This is a genomic window from Williamsia muralis NBRC 105860, assembly GCF_001598915.1.
In the GTDB taxonomy this organism is placed as follows: Bacteria; Actinomycetota; Actinomycetes; order Mycobacteriales; family Mycobacteriaceae; genus Williamsia; species Williamsia muralis.
Genome location: NZ_BDAP01000005.1, coordinates 53,486 through 67,615, shown reverse-complemented (window position 1 = coordinate 67,615; position 14,130 = coordinate 53,486). Strand labels below are relative to the sequence as shown.

11 protein-coding genes are annotated in these 14,130 nt (G+C 63.8%); 9 read left to right on the top strand and 2 right to left on the bottom strand.

Annotated features, from left to right (window positions below; genetic code table 11):
- Nucleotide 1: 1 nt before the first annotated feature.
- A complete protein-coding gene (locus WIMU1_RS18270; protein ID WP_062799335.1) occupies nucleotides 2-1,324 on the bottom strand; it encodes a branched-chain amino acid ABC transporter permease in 1,323 nt (440 codons plus the stop codon).
- Between the two features lie 221 nt (nucleotides 1,325-1,545).
- Between WIMU1_RS18270 and polA the strand changes: the two genes are divergently transcribed.
- The 9 genes from polA (at nucleotide 1,546) to WIMU1_RS18225 (ending at nucleotide 13,519) form a co-directional block, all read left to right on the top strand.
- A complete protein-coding gene (gene polA / locus WIMU1_RS18265) occupies nucleotides 1,546-4,287 on the top strand; it encodes a DNA polymerase I (protein ID WP_051721921.1) in 2,742 nt (913 codons plus the stop codon).
- Nucleotides 4,288-4,419: 132 nt separating this feature from the next.
- The gene (locus WIMU1_RS18260; RefSeq protein ID WP_023960748.1) at nucleotides 4,420-4,842 is read left to right on the top strand and encodes a YciI family protein; all 423 of its coding nucleotides are present in this window, start codon (nucleotides 4,420-4,422) and stop codon (nucleotides 4,840-4,842) included.
- A 59-nt stretch (nucleotides 4,843-4,901) separates the two neighbouring features.
- Nucleotides 4,902-6,107 (top strand): RNA polymerase sigma factor, encoded by a 1,206-nt coding sequence (locus WIMU1_RS18255; protein WP_062799797.1) that lies wholly within the window; start codon nucleotides 4,902-4,904, stop codon nucleotides 6,105-6,107.
- A gap of 83 nt (nucleotides 6,108-6,190) precedes the next feature.
- Nucleotides 6,191-6,484, top strand: a complete 294-nt coding sequence (locus WIMU1_RS18250) for an Rv0250c family protein (protein ID WP_030173116.1) — start codon at nucleotides 6,191-6,193, stop codon at nucleotides 6,482-6,484.
- Nucleotides 6,481-7,305: a succinate dehydrogenase subunit SdhC gene (gene sdhC / locus WIMU1_RS18245; RefSeq protein WP_062799333.1), complete on the top strand. Its 825-nt coding sequence runs from the start codon at nucleotides 6,481-6,483 to the stop codon at nucleotides 7,303-7,305. Before WIMU1_RS18250 ends, sdhC begins: the two co-directional genes overlap by 4 nt.
- Before the next feature lie 76 nt (nucleotides 7,306-7,381).
- Nucleotides 7,382-9,304, top strand: coding sequence for a fumarate reductase/succinate dehydrogenase flavoprotein subunit (locus tag WIMU1_RS18240; protein WP_062799331.1), 1,923 nt, complete (start codon nucleotides 7,382-7,384; stop codon nucleotides 9,302-9,304).
- A gap of 36 nt (nucleotides 9,305-9,340) precedes the next feature.
- Nucleotides 9,341-10,087: a succinate dehydrogenase/fumarate reductase iron-sulfur subunit gene (locus tag WIMU1_RS18235; protein ID WP_062799328.1), complete on the top strand. Its 747-nt coding sequence runs from the start codon at nucleotides 9,341-9,343 to the stop codon at nucleotides 10,085-10,087.
- Nucleotides 10,088-10,283: 196 nt separating this feature from the next.
- Entirely contained in the window at nucleotides 10,284-12,146 is a 1,863-nt protein-coding gene (gene treS, locus WIMU1_RS18230) for a maltose alpha-D-glucosyltransferase (RefSeq protein WP_062799795.1), read from the top strand.
- Complete coding sequence (locus WIMU1_RS18225; RefSeq protein WP_062799326.1) at nucleotides 12,143-13,519, top strand: maltokinase N-terminal cap-like domain-containing protein; 1,377 nt, start codon at nucleotides 12,143-12,145, stop codon at nucleotides 13,517-13,519. Before treS ends, WIMU1_RS18225 begins: the two co-directional genes overlap by 4 nt.
- A gap of 23 nt (nucleotides 13,520-13,542) precedes the next feature.
- Here the strand turns inward: WIMU1_RS18225 and WIMU1_RS18220 are convergent, their stop codons facing one another.
- Nucleotides 13,543-14,076 (bottom strand): 2'-5' RNA ligase family protein, encoded by a 534-nt coding sequence (locus tag WIMU1_RS18220; protein WP_062799324.1) that lies wholly within the window; start codon nucleotides 14,074-14,076, stop codon nucleotides 13,543-13,545.
- Nucleotides 14,077-14,130 lie beyond the last annotated feature (54 nt).

Genomic DNA, 14,130 nt, shown 5'->3' with positions numbered 1-14,130 from the left:
GTCAGCCGATCCTCGCTCTGGACCCGAGGATGCCCTGGGGTCTGATGGTGAGAATGACGATGAGAACGAGAAGGCCACCGATGTACTTGAGGTCGGGGTTGATCCAGTAGGTGGAAACCTGGACCAGAAGGCCCACGATCACACAGCCCAGCAGCGCGCCGTAGGCCGTTCCGAGTCCGCCGAGGGTGATGCCGGCGAACATGAGCAGAAGCAATTTGAAACCCATCTCCCATTGGACACGGCCACCGAGTTCGGACATCGCGAAGAGAACGCCGCCGAGGGTTGCGAGACCGCCTGACAAGGCCCAGACGAACAAAATGACGCGGTCCACGTTGATGCCGGACGATGCGGCGAGGTCGCGGTTGTCGGCGACGGCTCGCATGGCCTTGCCGATCCGTGTCTTCTGCAGCATCAGCGCCACCAGCAGCAGCACCACGAGGCTGATGATGATGCACCACAGGTTGACCGGGGTGATCGCGAAGGCGCCGGAACCGATCTGCGTTTGCACCTGGTAGTCGTCGAAAGGTTCGGCGCGGTCGGAGAAGAAGATCAGGATCCCGTAGCGCATGATGAGCGCCAATCCGATCGACACCACCAGCATCGCGATGAGTCCGGATCGGCGGCGCCGCAGCGGTCGCCATATGCCGAGTTCGTTGAGTATTCCGACACCTATGCCGACGATGATCGCCAGGATGGTCGCCGGTATCAGCTGGACACCGAGTTTGACGTTGATCGCCCAGGCCACCACCGCACCCAGGGTCACCAGCTCGCCGTGGGCGAAGTTGGTCAGCCCGGTGGTGCCGAAGATGAGACTCAGGCCGACACCGGTGATCGCGATGATGAGACCGAATCTCAGACCGTCGATCGCCAGCCGCGTGAGTTCCTCGGCGGCGCCGATCTCCGTGGCGGTGCGCTCCTCACCGAAGAGGAAGATCACCGGCCGTGGAGAGCCGGCGGTGACCGTGACCGCGACGGTGTCTTTCTGTACCTCGACCCCACTCGGGATGGTCGACTTGTCGATCACCACCGAATAGGTGCCGGGCGGCAGGTTCATCGTCCACGCCCCGGTATCGGAGGAGGTGGACGATTGGACCACGGCGCCGGCCTGGTCTTTGGCGTCGACTTTCACTTCTGCGACGGGATCGGAACCATTTCGCAGCGTTCCGAACACCCGGACGGTGTCGTCTGAAGATGGAGCTGGGGTGGCGACAGCGCTTCCGGTGCCGACTATCCCGGCAAGTAGAAGCGATGCCAGCAAGGTCAGGAGAGCGCCTGCCCCTAACTTGGCTCCCAAGACCCGTGCTCGCTGAGCATGACGGGGCATCACGCGTGAATCCTCCCGAAGGTGGTCGGCGCGCGGCACTTTGCCGCGCGAACATCTCGTTTGGCGACCCTATAACCACCGAGGACTCGCGGCAGGGTTTCTATGTTTCCCCCGAGTTACTGTTGAGTAACTCGCCTTTGTGAGCTGGTTCGACGCCGAGAAAATTGGTTTTGGTGAGGCGTCTTGCCGGGACTGTCGGCGAAGCTCCATACACTTGCGTCGTGAGTCCTGCCCAGATCAGCAAACCCGGCCGTACATCGGCGAAATCAGCGTCCAAGGCGCAGCAGCCGACCTTGATGCTGCTCGATGGTCACTCGTTGGCGTTCCGCGCATTTTTCGCGCTACCCGCCGAGAACTTCAAGACCGCATCAGGTCAGACCACCAACGCCGTGTACGGGTTCACCTCGATGCTGATCAACCTGCTGCGCGACGAGAACCCGAGCCACATCGCAGCGGCCTTCGACGTGTCGCGGCAGACGTTCCGTGCAGAGGTGTTCCCCGAATACAAGGCGCAGCGCAGCTCGGCGCCTGACGAATTCCGTGGCCAGATCGACCTCACCAAGGACGTCCTGGGGGCGATGGGCATCCCGGTTCTGGCCCGGGAGGGTTACGAAGCCGACGACATCATCGCCACGTTGACCACCCAGGCAGCGGAGCAGGGTTTCCGCGTTCTGGTGGTCACCGGTGACCGCGACGCGCTGCAACTGGTGACCGACAACGTCACCGTTCTCTACCCCAAACGCGGCGTCTCAGAGTTGACGCGGTTCACCCCGGAAGAGGTGGAGAAGAAGTACGGACTGACGCCGTCGCAGTACCCGGACTTCGCCGCGCTGCGCGGAGACCCGTCGGACAATCTCCCCGGCATTCCCGGTGTGGGGGAGAAGACCGCGTCGAAGTGGATCCGGGAGTACGGATCGCTCTCAGGTCTGGTGGAGAACGCAGACAAGGTGAAAGGCAAAGTGGGCGACGCCTTTCGCGCCCACGTGGCCAGTGTTCAGATGAACCGCCAGCTCACTGAGCTGGTCCGTGACATGGACCTCCCGATCGGTCCCGACGACCTGCAGCTGGCACCGTGGGACCGCAACCAGATTCACCAGCTGTTCGACGACCTCGAGTTCCGGGTGCTGCGCGACCGGTTGTTCACCACCCTCACCTCGGCAGAGCCTGAGGCCGAGTCGGGTTTCGATCTTCGGGGCAGCCAGCTCGGCGCGGGCCAGGTTGCGGATTGGCTCGCCGCGCACGCGGCGCCCGGCACCGGCCGGGCAGGCCTCACGATTGTCGGGCCCCGGCAGGTCTACGGGTCGGACGTCACAGGCATCGCGATCGCTGCGGCCGATGGCGAGTCGGCCTACCTCGATCCTGCCGAGATCGGGCCGGCAGACGAAGACGCGATCGCCGACTGGCTGGCCGATACCAACGCCGCCAAAGCCATCCACGAGGCCAAGTGGGCGTTCCACGCACTTCGGGGTCGGGGCTGGCGTCTCGGCGGGGTCACCAGTGACACGTCGCTCGCTGCCTATCTGGTTCGTCCCGGGCAACGATCGTTCAACCTCGATGACCTCGCCCTGCGGTACCTCCGGCGTGAACTGCGCGCGGATGCGGCCCCCGACGACGGTCAGCTCTCGTTGCTCGACGAGGACTCCGGCGCACAGGCCGCGGCCGACCAGGCGATGCTGCAGGCCCAAGCCGTCGGTGAGCTGGCCGACCGCTTCGACGAGGAGTTGGCGAAGATCGACTCGGCCTCGCTCCTGACGGACATGGAGCTGCCACTGCTCTTTGTCCTGGCCGAACTCGAAGCAGCCGGCATCGCCATCGATTCAGCACATCTCGAGGATCTCGAGTCAGGATTCGCTGCGCGGGTGCGCCAATCCGCGGAAGCGGCCTACGAGGTGATCGGCGAGCAGATCAACCTGGGATCGCCCAAGCAATTGCAGGTCGTACTGTTCGACAAACTCGAGATGCCCAAGACCAAGAAGACCAAGACCGGGTACACCACCGACGCCGATGCGCTGCTCGCGATGTTCGAGAAGACGGGGCACCCGTTCCTGGAACATCTTCTGGCGCACCGCGACGCCACACGGCTCAAGGTCACGGTGGACGGACTGCTGAAGTCCGTCTCGGACGACGGACGGGTGCACACCACCTTCAACCAGACCATCGCGGCGACCGGACGGTTGTCGTCCACCGAGCCGAACCTCCAGAACATCCCGGTCCGTACCGATGCCGGCCGTCAGATCCGCCAAGGATTTGTCGTGGGTTCGGGTTTCGAGACGTTGATGACCGCCGACTACAGCCAGATCGAGATGCGGATCATGGCACATCTGTCCGGCGACGCCGGATTGATCGAGGCCTTCAACACCGGTGAGGACCTGCACAGCTTCGTCGGATCTCGTGCTTTCGGCGTGCCGATCGACGAGGTCACCCCCGACATGCGCCGACGGGTCAAGGCGATGAGTTACGGGCTTGCGTACGGCCTGAGTGCCTTCGGCTTGTCGGCGCAGCTCAAGATCAGCACGAGCGAAGCCAAAGAACAGATGGAGGCCTACTTCACCCGGTTCGGCGGGGTGCGCGACTACCTGCACGAAACCGTCGAAGAGGCCCGCCGCAACGAGTACACGTCCACCTTGTTCGGTCGCCGTCGCTACCTGCCCGACCTCAACAGCGACAACCGGCAACGGCGCGACGTCGCCGAGCGAGCGGCGCTCAACGCGCCCATCCAGGGCACGGCGGCCGACATCATCAAGGTCGCCATGATCGATGTGCAACGAGCGCTCGCAGAACAGAACCTGACGTCGCGCATGTTGCTGCAGGTGCACGACGAGTTGGTGTTCGAGGTCGCGCCGGGTGAGAAAGAGCAACTGGAGTCGCTCGTGCGCGCAAAGATGGGTGGGGCGATCGAGTTGTCGGTGCCGTTGGACGTATCGATCGGCTACGGCCGGTCATGGGACGAGGCCGCGCACTGACGATCAGTGGACCGCCCGAAGTTTTTTCGGATCCGTGTCGATCTGACGGATCGTCGTTCGACGTATGGCTGAGAACCTCGAACGGAACTCTCGCAGGGACACCCTGCGGTCACACGGAACAGGGAGAACACAATGCGCTACATGCTGATCATGCGGACCACTGAGGAAGCCATCGAGGCGAGCAAGTCGATGGACTTCGAGGAGATCATCGCCGCCATGGGGGCGTACAACGAGTCGCTGATGAAGGCGGGGGTACTACTCGCCGGTGAAGGCCTCTCGGGCGCAGAAGAAGGCTTCGTGGTGGACTTCGACTCCGACCCGCCCGTGGTCACCGACGGCCCGTACGCCGAGGCGAAAGAACTCTTCAGCGGCTTCTGGATCCTGCAGGTCGCGAGCAAAGAGGAAGCGGCGCAATGGGCTTCGCGGTGCCCGCTGGGTCCGGGTGTGAAGCTCGAGGTGCGCCGCGTCACCGAGGTCGAGGACTTCCCGGCCGACAACGAGTGGATTCAGAAGGAAGAGAAGTGGCGCGAGGAGCTCGATCAGCGCACCAGCTGATCTGAGCGCAGGTGAGTTCGCCGGAAGCCATCCACCGCATCGTCGACGCGGTGTGGCGTATGGAGGCAGCCAAGATCATCGCCACCCTGGCACGGATGGTGGGTGATGTCGGTGTCGCCGAGGACCTGGCGCAGGAGGCGCTGATCCAGGCGCTGACGCAGTGGTCGGACTCGGGTGTCCCGCGAAATCCGGGCGCCTGGCTCACCACCGTGGCCAAGCGCAGGGCAGTTGATGGCTGGCGTCGGCAGGAACGTCTCGACGCGAAGTATGTGGAGATGGCCCGCGACCTGGACTCCAGACCGGATGCCGACCTCGAGTGGGACCCCGACCACATCGACGACGACGTGTTGCGACTGGTCTTCGTCTCCGCCCACCCGGTGCTGTCGCGGGAGGGGCAGATCGCTCTGACGTTGAGAGTTGTCGGTGGTCTCACTGCCGAAGAGATCGCCAAGGCGTTCCTCGTGTCCACGTCCACCGTTCAGCAGCGCATCGTGCGCGCGAAGAAGACGCTCAGCGCGGCTCGGGTGCCGTTCGAGGTGCCGCCCCGCGAGGACTATCCGCGCCGGCTCTCCGCCGTGCTCAGTGTGATCTACCTGGTGTTCAACGAGGGTTACGCGGCGTCGTCCGGCGATCGGTGGATCCGAACCGAGTTGTGCGACGAGGCGTTGCGGCTCGGCCGGATCCTGGCAGGACTTGTTCCCGGCGAACCCGAAGTGCACTCGCTCGTGGCGTTGATGGAGTTCCAGGCATCCCGTTTTGCCGCTCGCGCAGCACGGGACGGTTCGCCGATCCTGCTGGCCGACCAAGACCGCAGTCGGTGGGACCGTACCCAGATCCGCCGGGGCGTCGCGGCGCTGGCTCGCGCCGACGCATGCGGTCGCGGACGCGGTCCCTACGGTCTGCAGGCGGCGCTGGCCGAATGCCATGCCAGCGCGCCGACCGCCGACGACACCGACTGGTCACGCATCGTCCTGCTCTATGAGGCGCTCGGCCGCCTGTCACCGTCTCCCGTCATCGAGCTCAATCGTGCTGTTGCGGTGTCGATGGCCACTGGCCCGGCGGCAGCACTCGACATCGTCGACGGACTCGTCGCAGACGGTACGTTGGCGCGCTCGCACCTGCTTCCGGCGGTGCGCGGCGAGCTCCTGGGGCAGCTCGGGCGGGTTGACGAGGCACGCACCGAATTGCTGACCGCTGCGGGGATGACCGGAAACCGAAGGGAGCGAGACGTTCTCCTCGCCAAGGCCCGCGCATTCGACGCGTAGCCGGACACATTGGGAAAAAGCCGAGAATCCAGCGGTACCCCCAGTAGTGTGGTTGAAGTCACACATCGCTTGGAGGTATGGACATGGCATCAGCCGGTATGAACGAACTCCATCACAGCATCGGAGCTCTGCGGCACCACATCGTCGCGCTGAAATTGCAGTACGGGGACGCCGACGCGGTGCGCCGACTGACCAATGATCTCGACCGGCTCGAGATCGACCTGCACGATTTCGAGCAGTCGCCCCCGCGCATGCTGCGACCACCGGTCAACAAGTCCGACGTGGTGTACGTACCCGACAGCAAGTCCGACGAGTCGGCATGGCTGGGCGCACAAGACGAAGGGCTGGGTTTCCACTCGCGTGAGCGGACGATGTGAGCGCCCCCGCGACTGAGCGGGGCACAACGGGAGTCTTTTCGCCGGGTCGGGCACGCATCTTGGTGCGCACCCTCCGCGAGGACCGGTGGTGGGTTCCGCCCCTGCTGACGGTGCTGGGACTCTTCGCGTTCATCATCTACGCCACGGTGCGGTCGTTCGTCCGCAGTGCGTACTGGGTCGAGGACTATCACTACCTCACGCCGTTCTATTCACCCTGTCTCAGCGAGTCGTGCGTGCCCGGTTCGAGTCACTTCGGCACCCCGTTCCCTGAACTACCCATCTGGATTCCGCTCGGGTTCGTGGTGTTGCCGTTCCTGCTCGGTTTCCGATTGACCTGCTACTACTACCGCAAGGCCTACTACCGCTCGATCTGGTTCTCGCCGCCCGCGTGCGCGGTTGCCGAGCCACACAGTCGCTACACGGGGGAGACGCGGCTTCCGCTGATCATCCAGAACGCGCATCGGTATTTCTTCTACGCGGCGGTCATCGTGTCGGTGATCAACACCTACGACGCTCTCACGGCATTCCATGGCAAAGGTGGGGGTTTCGGTTTCGGTCTCGGCAACGTGATCCTGATCGTCAACGTGGTTCTGCTCTGGATCTACACGATCTCGTGCCATTCCTGCCGGCATGTCACCGGTGGCCGCCTCAAACACTTTTCCGCCCATCCCATCCGATACCGGGTGTGGACACAGGTGTCCAAGCTCAACACCCGGCACATGCAGTTCGCCTGGATCACGCTCGGCACGCTTGTCCTCACCGATTTCTACGTGATGCTCGTTGCCAGTGGCACGATCTCCGATCTGCGTTTCGTGGGTTGATCCCTTGCCACGCAGCACCTTTCGAGCGATCGATCCACATATGTCCCTGTCGTCAGCCCGGAGGAGTCAGCTGTAGATGACCGAAACAGAACGCCATCAGTACGACGTCGTGGTCATCGGCGCCGGTGGCGCAGGCCTGCGTGCGGTCATCGAGGCCCGAGAACGAGGCCATTCGGTGGCGGTGGTCTGCAAATCGCTGTTCGGCAAGGCGCACACCGTGATGGCCGAAGGCGGTTGCGCGGCATCGATGGGTAACGCCAACTCGAAGGACAACTGGCAGACGCACTTCAAGGACACCATGCGCGGGGGCAAGTTCCTCAACAACTGGCGGATGGCCGAGTTGCACGCCAAAGAGGCGCCGGACCGGGTCTGGGAACTGGAGACCTACGGTGCGCTGTTCGACCGGACCGAGGACGGCCGGATCTCCCAGCGCAACTTCGGAGGGCATACCTATCCCCGTCTGGCGCATGTCGGCGACCGCACGGGGCTGGAGCTGATCCGCACCATGCAGCAGAAGATCGTCTCCCTGCAGCAGGAAGACTTCGCGGCCACCGGCGACTACGAGTCTCGTATCAAAGTGTTCGCCGAGTGCACGATCACCGAACTGCTCAAGGACGGCGACGCCATATCGGGGGCGTTCGGGTACTGGCGCGAGTCGGGCAGGTTCATCCTGTTCGAGTCGCCGGCGGTGGTGCTGGCCACCGGCGGGATCGGGAAGTCGTTCAAGGTCACCTCCAATTCATGGGAGTACACCGGTGACGGGCATGCCCTGGCACTGCGGGCAGGCGCGAGCTTGATCAACATGGAGTTCATCCAGTTCCACCCGACGGGGATGGTCTGGCCTCCCAGCGTCAAGGGAATCCTGGTGACCGAGGGTGTGCGCGGCGATGGCGGTGTTCTCAAGAACACCGACGGCAAGCGGTTCATGTTCGACTACATCCCGCCGGTGTTCAAGGGCCAGTACGCCGAGACCGAGGAAGAGGCCGACGAGTGGCTGGCCGACAACGACAGTGCCCGCAGGACTCCCGACCTCTTGCCACGAGACGAAGTCGCCCGGGCCATCAATGAAGAGGTCAAGGCCGGGCGCGGCACGCCACACGGAGGGGTGTTCCTCGACATCGCCTCGCGGATGCCGGCAGACGAGATCATCCGGCGGCTGCCGTCGATGCATCATCAGTTCAAGGAACTGGCCGACGTGGACATCACCGCCGAGCCGATGGAAGTGGGCCCCACGTGTCATTACGTGATGGGCGGTATCGAGGTGGACCCCGATACCGGTGCGGCCGCGGTTCCGGGTCTGTTCGCGGCAGGTGAGTGCTCGGGAGGGATGCACGGGTCGAATCGACTCGGCGGCAACTCGTTGTCCGATCTCCTCGTGTTCGGGCGTCGGGCCGGACTCGGGGCCGCGGCGTACGTGGAGTCGCTCGAGTCACACCCGAAGGTGTCCGACGACGACATCGACCGGGCAGCCAAATTCGCCCTCGCGCCTTTTGATCCGCCCGCCGAGGGCAAGCCCGAGAATCCGTACACGCTGCAGACCGACCTCCAGCAGGCGATGAACGACCTGGTCGGCATCATTCGCAAGGCCGACGAGGTCGAGCAGGCCATCGAAGTCCTCGGCGAGATCCGCGGTCGGCTGTCCGGGATGCAGGTGGAGGGTCACCGCCAGTTCAATCCTGGGTGGCATCTGGCGGTCGACCTGCGCAACATGCTGATCGTCTGCGAATGCGTGGCGAAGGCCGCGTTGATGCGTACCGAGAGCCGCGGCGGCCATACCCGCGACGACTACCCGGGGATGGACTCGGCCTGGCGCAACACACTGCTGGTCTGTACGGCCGACGGGTCAGGCGACGATCCGGTTCCGGAGGTCTCGGTCCGCAAGAAGGAACAGACCCAGATTCGGCCAGAACTACTCGAACTCTTCGACTTCGACGAGATCGAGAAGTACTACACGGCCGACGAGATCTCGGGGCATCCGAATGCCGGCGCCGGGGCATGACCGTGCACTCAGCTCCGACGAGGCAGGAGATTCGACATGGGGTATGACGCCAACTTCCGGATCTGGCGGGGGGACATCGAGGGCGGTGAGCTGCAGGACTTCACCGTCAACGTGAACGAGGGCGAGGTGGTGCTCGACATCATCCACCGGCTCCAGGCCACCCAGACGCCCGATCTGGCGGTGCGCTGGAATTGCAAGGCAGGCAAGTGTGGCTCGTGCTCGGCTGAGGTGAACGGTCGGCCAAAGCTGTTGTGCATGACCAGGATGTCGACCTTCACCGAAGCGGACGTCATCACCGTCACCCCGTTGCGCACGTTCCCGGTGATCCGGGACCTCGTCACCGACGTGTCGTTCAACTACCAGAAGGCCCGTGAGATCCCTTCGTTCACGCCGCCGCCGGGCCTCAAGGCTGGGGAGTACCGGATGAAGCAGGTGGACGTCGAGCGCTCTCAGGAGTTCCGCAAGTGCATCGAGTGTTTCCTCTGCCAGGACACCTGCCACGTGGTCCGCGATCACGAGGAGAACAAGGAGCAGTTCGCCGGCCCCCGCTATCTGATGAGGATCGCCGAACTGGACATGCACCCGCTCGACGTCGCCGAACGTCGCGATTCGGCGCAGGCCGAGCACGGACTGGGGCTGTGCAACATCACCAAGTGTTGTTCGGAAGTATGCCCGGAGCACATCAAGATCACCGACAATGCGCTGATCCCGATGAAGGAACGCGTTGTGGACCGCAAATACGATCCGCTGGTGTGGTTGGGTAACAAGCTTTTTCGGCGCTGAGACATTGGTGTTCGGCTTGAGGTCGGTGTTTGCCGGGTGAGTAGCCGCCCGGAGCGGCCGTCGGCCAGCGCATATCGGCTTTGCGGTAGCGGATGTGTGGCTTCGGCGGAATCCGGGTATGTGCGACCCGAACCAACACTGCGTTCAACACGTAGGGTTGGTCACGTCAACCGCCGAGCCGATCGACGAGGTGTGCATGCCGCTGGAGAACCCCCTGAACCCGCTCGAACCGCCGGTGCCGCCACCGGACACGGGCGACGCCGAGCACACTGCCGACGGCCATCTGGTCGAAGCGCAGTCCGACGACTTCGCTCATGCGAAGCCGTTGCGCGTCGACAACGACTGGTTCAAGAAAGCGGTGTTCTATGAGGTGCTGGTTCGAGCATTCAACGACTCCAACAACGACGGTGTCGGTGATCTTCGCGGCCTGATCGAGCAACTCGACTACCTGTCGTGGCTGGGCGTCGATTGCCTGTGGTTGCCGCCGTTCTACGACTCGCCGCTGCGCGACGGCGGGTACGACATCCGGGATTTCCGTACGGTGCTGCCCGAATTCGGCACGGTGGACGACTTCGTCGAGCTACTCGAGCAGGCTCATCGCCGGGGAATCCGGATCATCACCGACCTGGTCATGAACCACACGTCGGACACCCATCAATGGTTCCAGGAATCACGCACCGACCCTGACGGACCGTACGGCGACTACTACGTGTGGGCCGACGACGACTCGGGCTACTCCGACGCCCGGATCATCTTCGTCGACACCGAGATCTCAAACTGGACCTGGGATCCTGTTCGCGGCCAATACTATTGGCATCGATTCTTCTCCCATCAGCCCGATCTCAACTACGACAACCCCGAAGTCGCGACCGCGATGATCGACGTGATGCGGTTCTGGCTCGACCTGGGCATCGACGGCTTCCGCCTCGACGCTGTGCCGTACCTGTTCGAGCGCGAGGACACCAACTGCGAAAACCTCTCGGAGACGCACGAGTTCTTGCGGCGTTGCCGCAAGGTGGTCGACGACGAGTACCCCGGCCGCGTGTTGCTGGCCGAGGCCAACCAGTGGCCTGCAGATGTGGTGGATTACTTCGGTGAACCCGAGGAGGGCGACGAATGCCACATGGCATTCCACTTCCCGCTGATGCCGCGCATATTCATGGCCGTTCGGCGACAGAACAGGTTCCCCATCTCGGAGATCCTGGCTCAGACACCAGCGATCCCGAAATCGGCGCAGTGGGCGATCTTCCTGCGCAACCACGACGAGTTGACCCTCGAGATGGTCACCGACGAGGAACGCGACTACATGTACTCCGAGTATGCGAAAGACCCTCGGATGAAGGCGAACATCGGGATCCGCCGTCGCCTCGCGCCGCTGCTCGACAACGATCGAAATCAGCTCGAGCTGTTCACCGCGCTGCTCCTGAGTCTGCCGGGTTCGCCGATGTTGTACTACGGCGACGAGATCGGCATGGGCGACAACATCTGGCTCGGCGACCGGGATTCGGTTCGTACCCCCATGCAGTGGACGCCGGACCGCAACGCCGGGTTCTCCCGAACCGATCCGGCCCGGATGTATCTGCCGGTGATCATGGATCCCACCTACGGTTTCCAGTCGGTGAACGTGGAAGCGCAGATGAATTCCACGAACACCCTGCTGCACTGGACCAGGCGGATGATCGAGGTACGCAAGCAGCACCCGGCATTCGGCCTCGGGACGTTCACCGAACTCGGCAACAACAACCCGTCCGTGCTGACGTATCTGCGCGAGCTCGCCCCGTCGAACGAGGAACGTCGTTCCAGCGACGTGATTCTGTGCGTGAACAACCTGTCGCGTTTCCCGCAGGCGGTCATCCTCGATCTCACGCCGTTCGACGGCCGGATACCGGTGGAACTGACGGGATCGATCCCGTTCCCGAAGATCGAGGGCCACGACTACATGGTCACCTTGCCGGGTCACGGGTTCTATTGGTTTGCCTTGCAGCCCGATCCGGCTGACGCCAATGTCGCCCCGGGTTATCCGCTCAGCAGCGAAGCAGAGGCGGCGGTGCAGCCATGACCACTCCCGTACCCAGCGATGAACAGCTCGCCGTCGATCTCCGGAGCTGGTTGCCGAGTCAGCGCTGGTTCTCCGGCAAGAACCGAACGATCGCCCAGGTCCGGGTGGTGATGCGCGTTCCACTCCTCGACGAGGAGGGTTTCGCCGCCGAGCACGTACTGGTCGAAGTAGATTTCGATGCGGGTCCGCAGCAGCGTTATCAAATCCCCCTCGGGTTCCGGACACATTTGTCCGACCCACTGCTGACCTGGTCGCTACCCGAACCACCGTCGGATGTCGCTGCGGGGTACGACGGACTGCACGACCCGGAGATCCTCGCCCGGTACCTCACCGCGCTGGCCGGTCAGGAAGACCTCGGCCCGCTGGCGTTCCGGACGCTGCCCGACGTCACCATCGACCTCGCAGATACGGGCCGAAGTCTGGGTGTGGAACAGTCGAACACGTCGGTGGTGTACGGAGAGTCCCTGCTGTTCAAGGCCTTTCGCCAGGTTGAAGTCGGGATCAATCCCGATGTGGAACTCCATCGGGCGCTCAGCGAGGTGGGGTGTGAGCACGTCGCCGCTCTGCGTGGCTGGGTCGAAACCGAGATCGACGGCGAGACCACGACGTTGGGCATGGCTCAAGAATTCGTCGAGAACGCCGCCGACGGCTGGAGTATGGCGCTGGTCAGTGTGCGGGATCTCTTCGCCGAAGCCGATCTGCACGCAGCGGAACTCGGCAGCGACTTCGCGGGTGACGCAGAACGTCTCGGTGCCGCGGTGGCACACGTACACGCCGACCTCGCAGCGAGTCTCGGCACCGAAGAGCGCCAGGCTTCCGACCTCGCGATCGATGAGATGCGCGCTCGGCTCGATGCGGCCGCCGAAGCCATCCCCGACATCGCCGAGTACCGCGATGGCGTGCTCCGCGTGTACGACGAGGCCGCACAGGCCGGCCCGACCACGATCCAGCGGGTCCACGGTGACCTCCATCTCGGCCAGGTCTTGCGGACGCCCTGGAAGTGGCTGCTCATCGACTTCGAGGGCGAGCCGGTGAAGTCGGTTGCGGATCGTCGTAAACCCGACAGCCCGCTACGCGATGTTGCGGGAATGCTGCGGTCGTTCGACTACGCAGGACACCACCTGCTGGGAGAGAAGTCGCCCAATCGAACTCACCAGCGTGAGTTCCGTGCCAGTGAGTGGGTCGAACGGAACTCGTCGGCATTCTGTGACGGCTACGCAGCGGTCACCGGGACAGATCCGCGCGCTTCGTCAGCGCTGTTGCGGGCGTACGAACTGGACAAGGCCGTGTACGAAGCGGTGTACGAGGCGCGGCACCGGCCTTCGTGGCTGCCGTTGCCGTTGAGTGCGATCGCCAGGCTCGTCGCGCACTGACCTGCGTGCGCGGCGGCCGCCACTCAGACTCTGGGGAGTAGGTGGAACTCCTCGCGGCTGTCGCCGTTCCACCGTCGCAACCCGGCCACGGTGGCGGTGAAGGTATCGGGCGAATTGTTGAGCGCCGCAGCGACCTCGGCGATCTGCCCATGGTCGAGTCGACGCGCGAGCGTCACGTGTGGGGTCCAACTCCCCGGCGTCACATGCTGCAGAGGTTCACCCGTCACGTGCAAGGCGGCCGCGCGATAGACGGCGGCATGCAGGTGCAACAACGGCAGTGACGGCACCACGAGACGCGCCGCAGTGGCGCGTCGCCCCCTGAAGATCAGCAGGGCGCCGATGTCTACGGACATCCCCACCACGTCCGTCATCGCCACGAGAGTCGAGTCGATGGCGGGGTCGATCGACTCCGCGGCGACAAGGGTGACGTGCGGCCGATTGGACGTCGACCGGATGTTGCCCTGACTGGGAAGACCTGCTTCGGTCAGCGCGGCCCACTGTTCACCGATGGCGGTGTCGGTGTTCTCGTCGAATATGAGCTCTATCGAATGCGCCATCAGTGCTCACCTCGTCCGAATTTTGTCCAAAAGCTGAGCGGCGCAACAGGAACG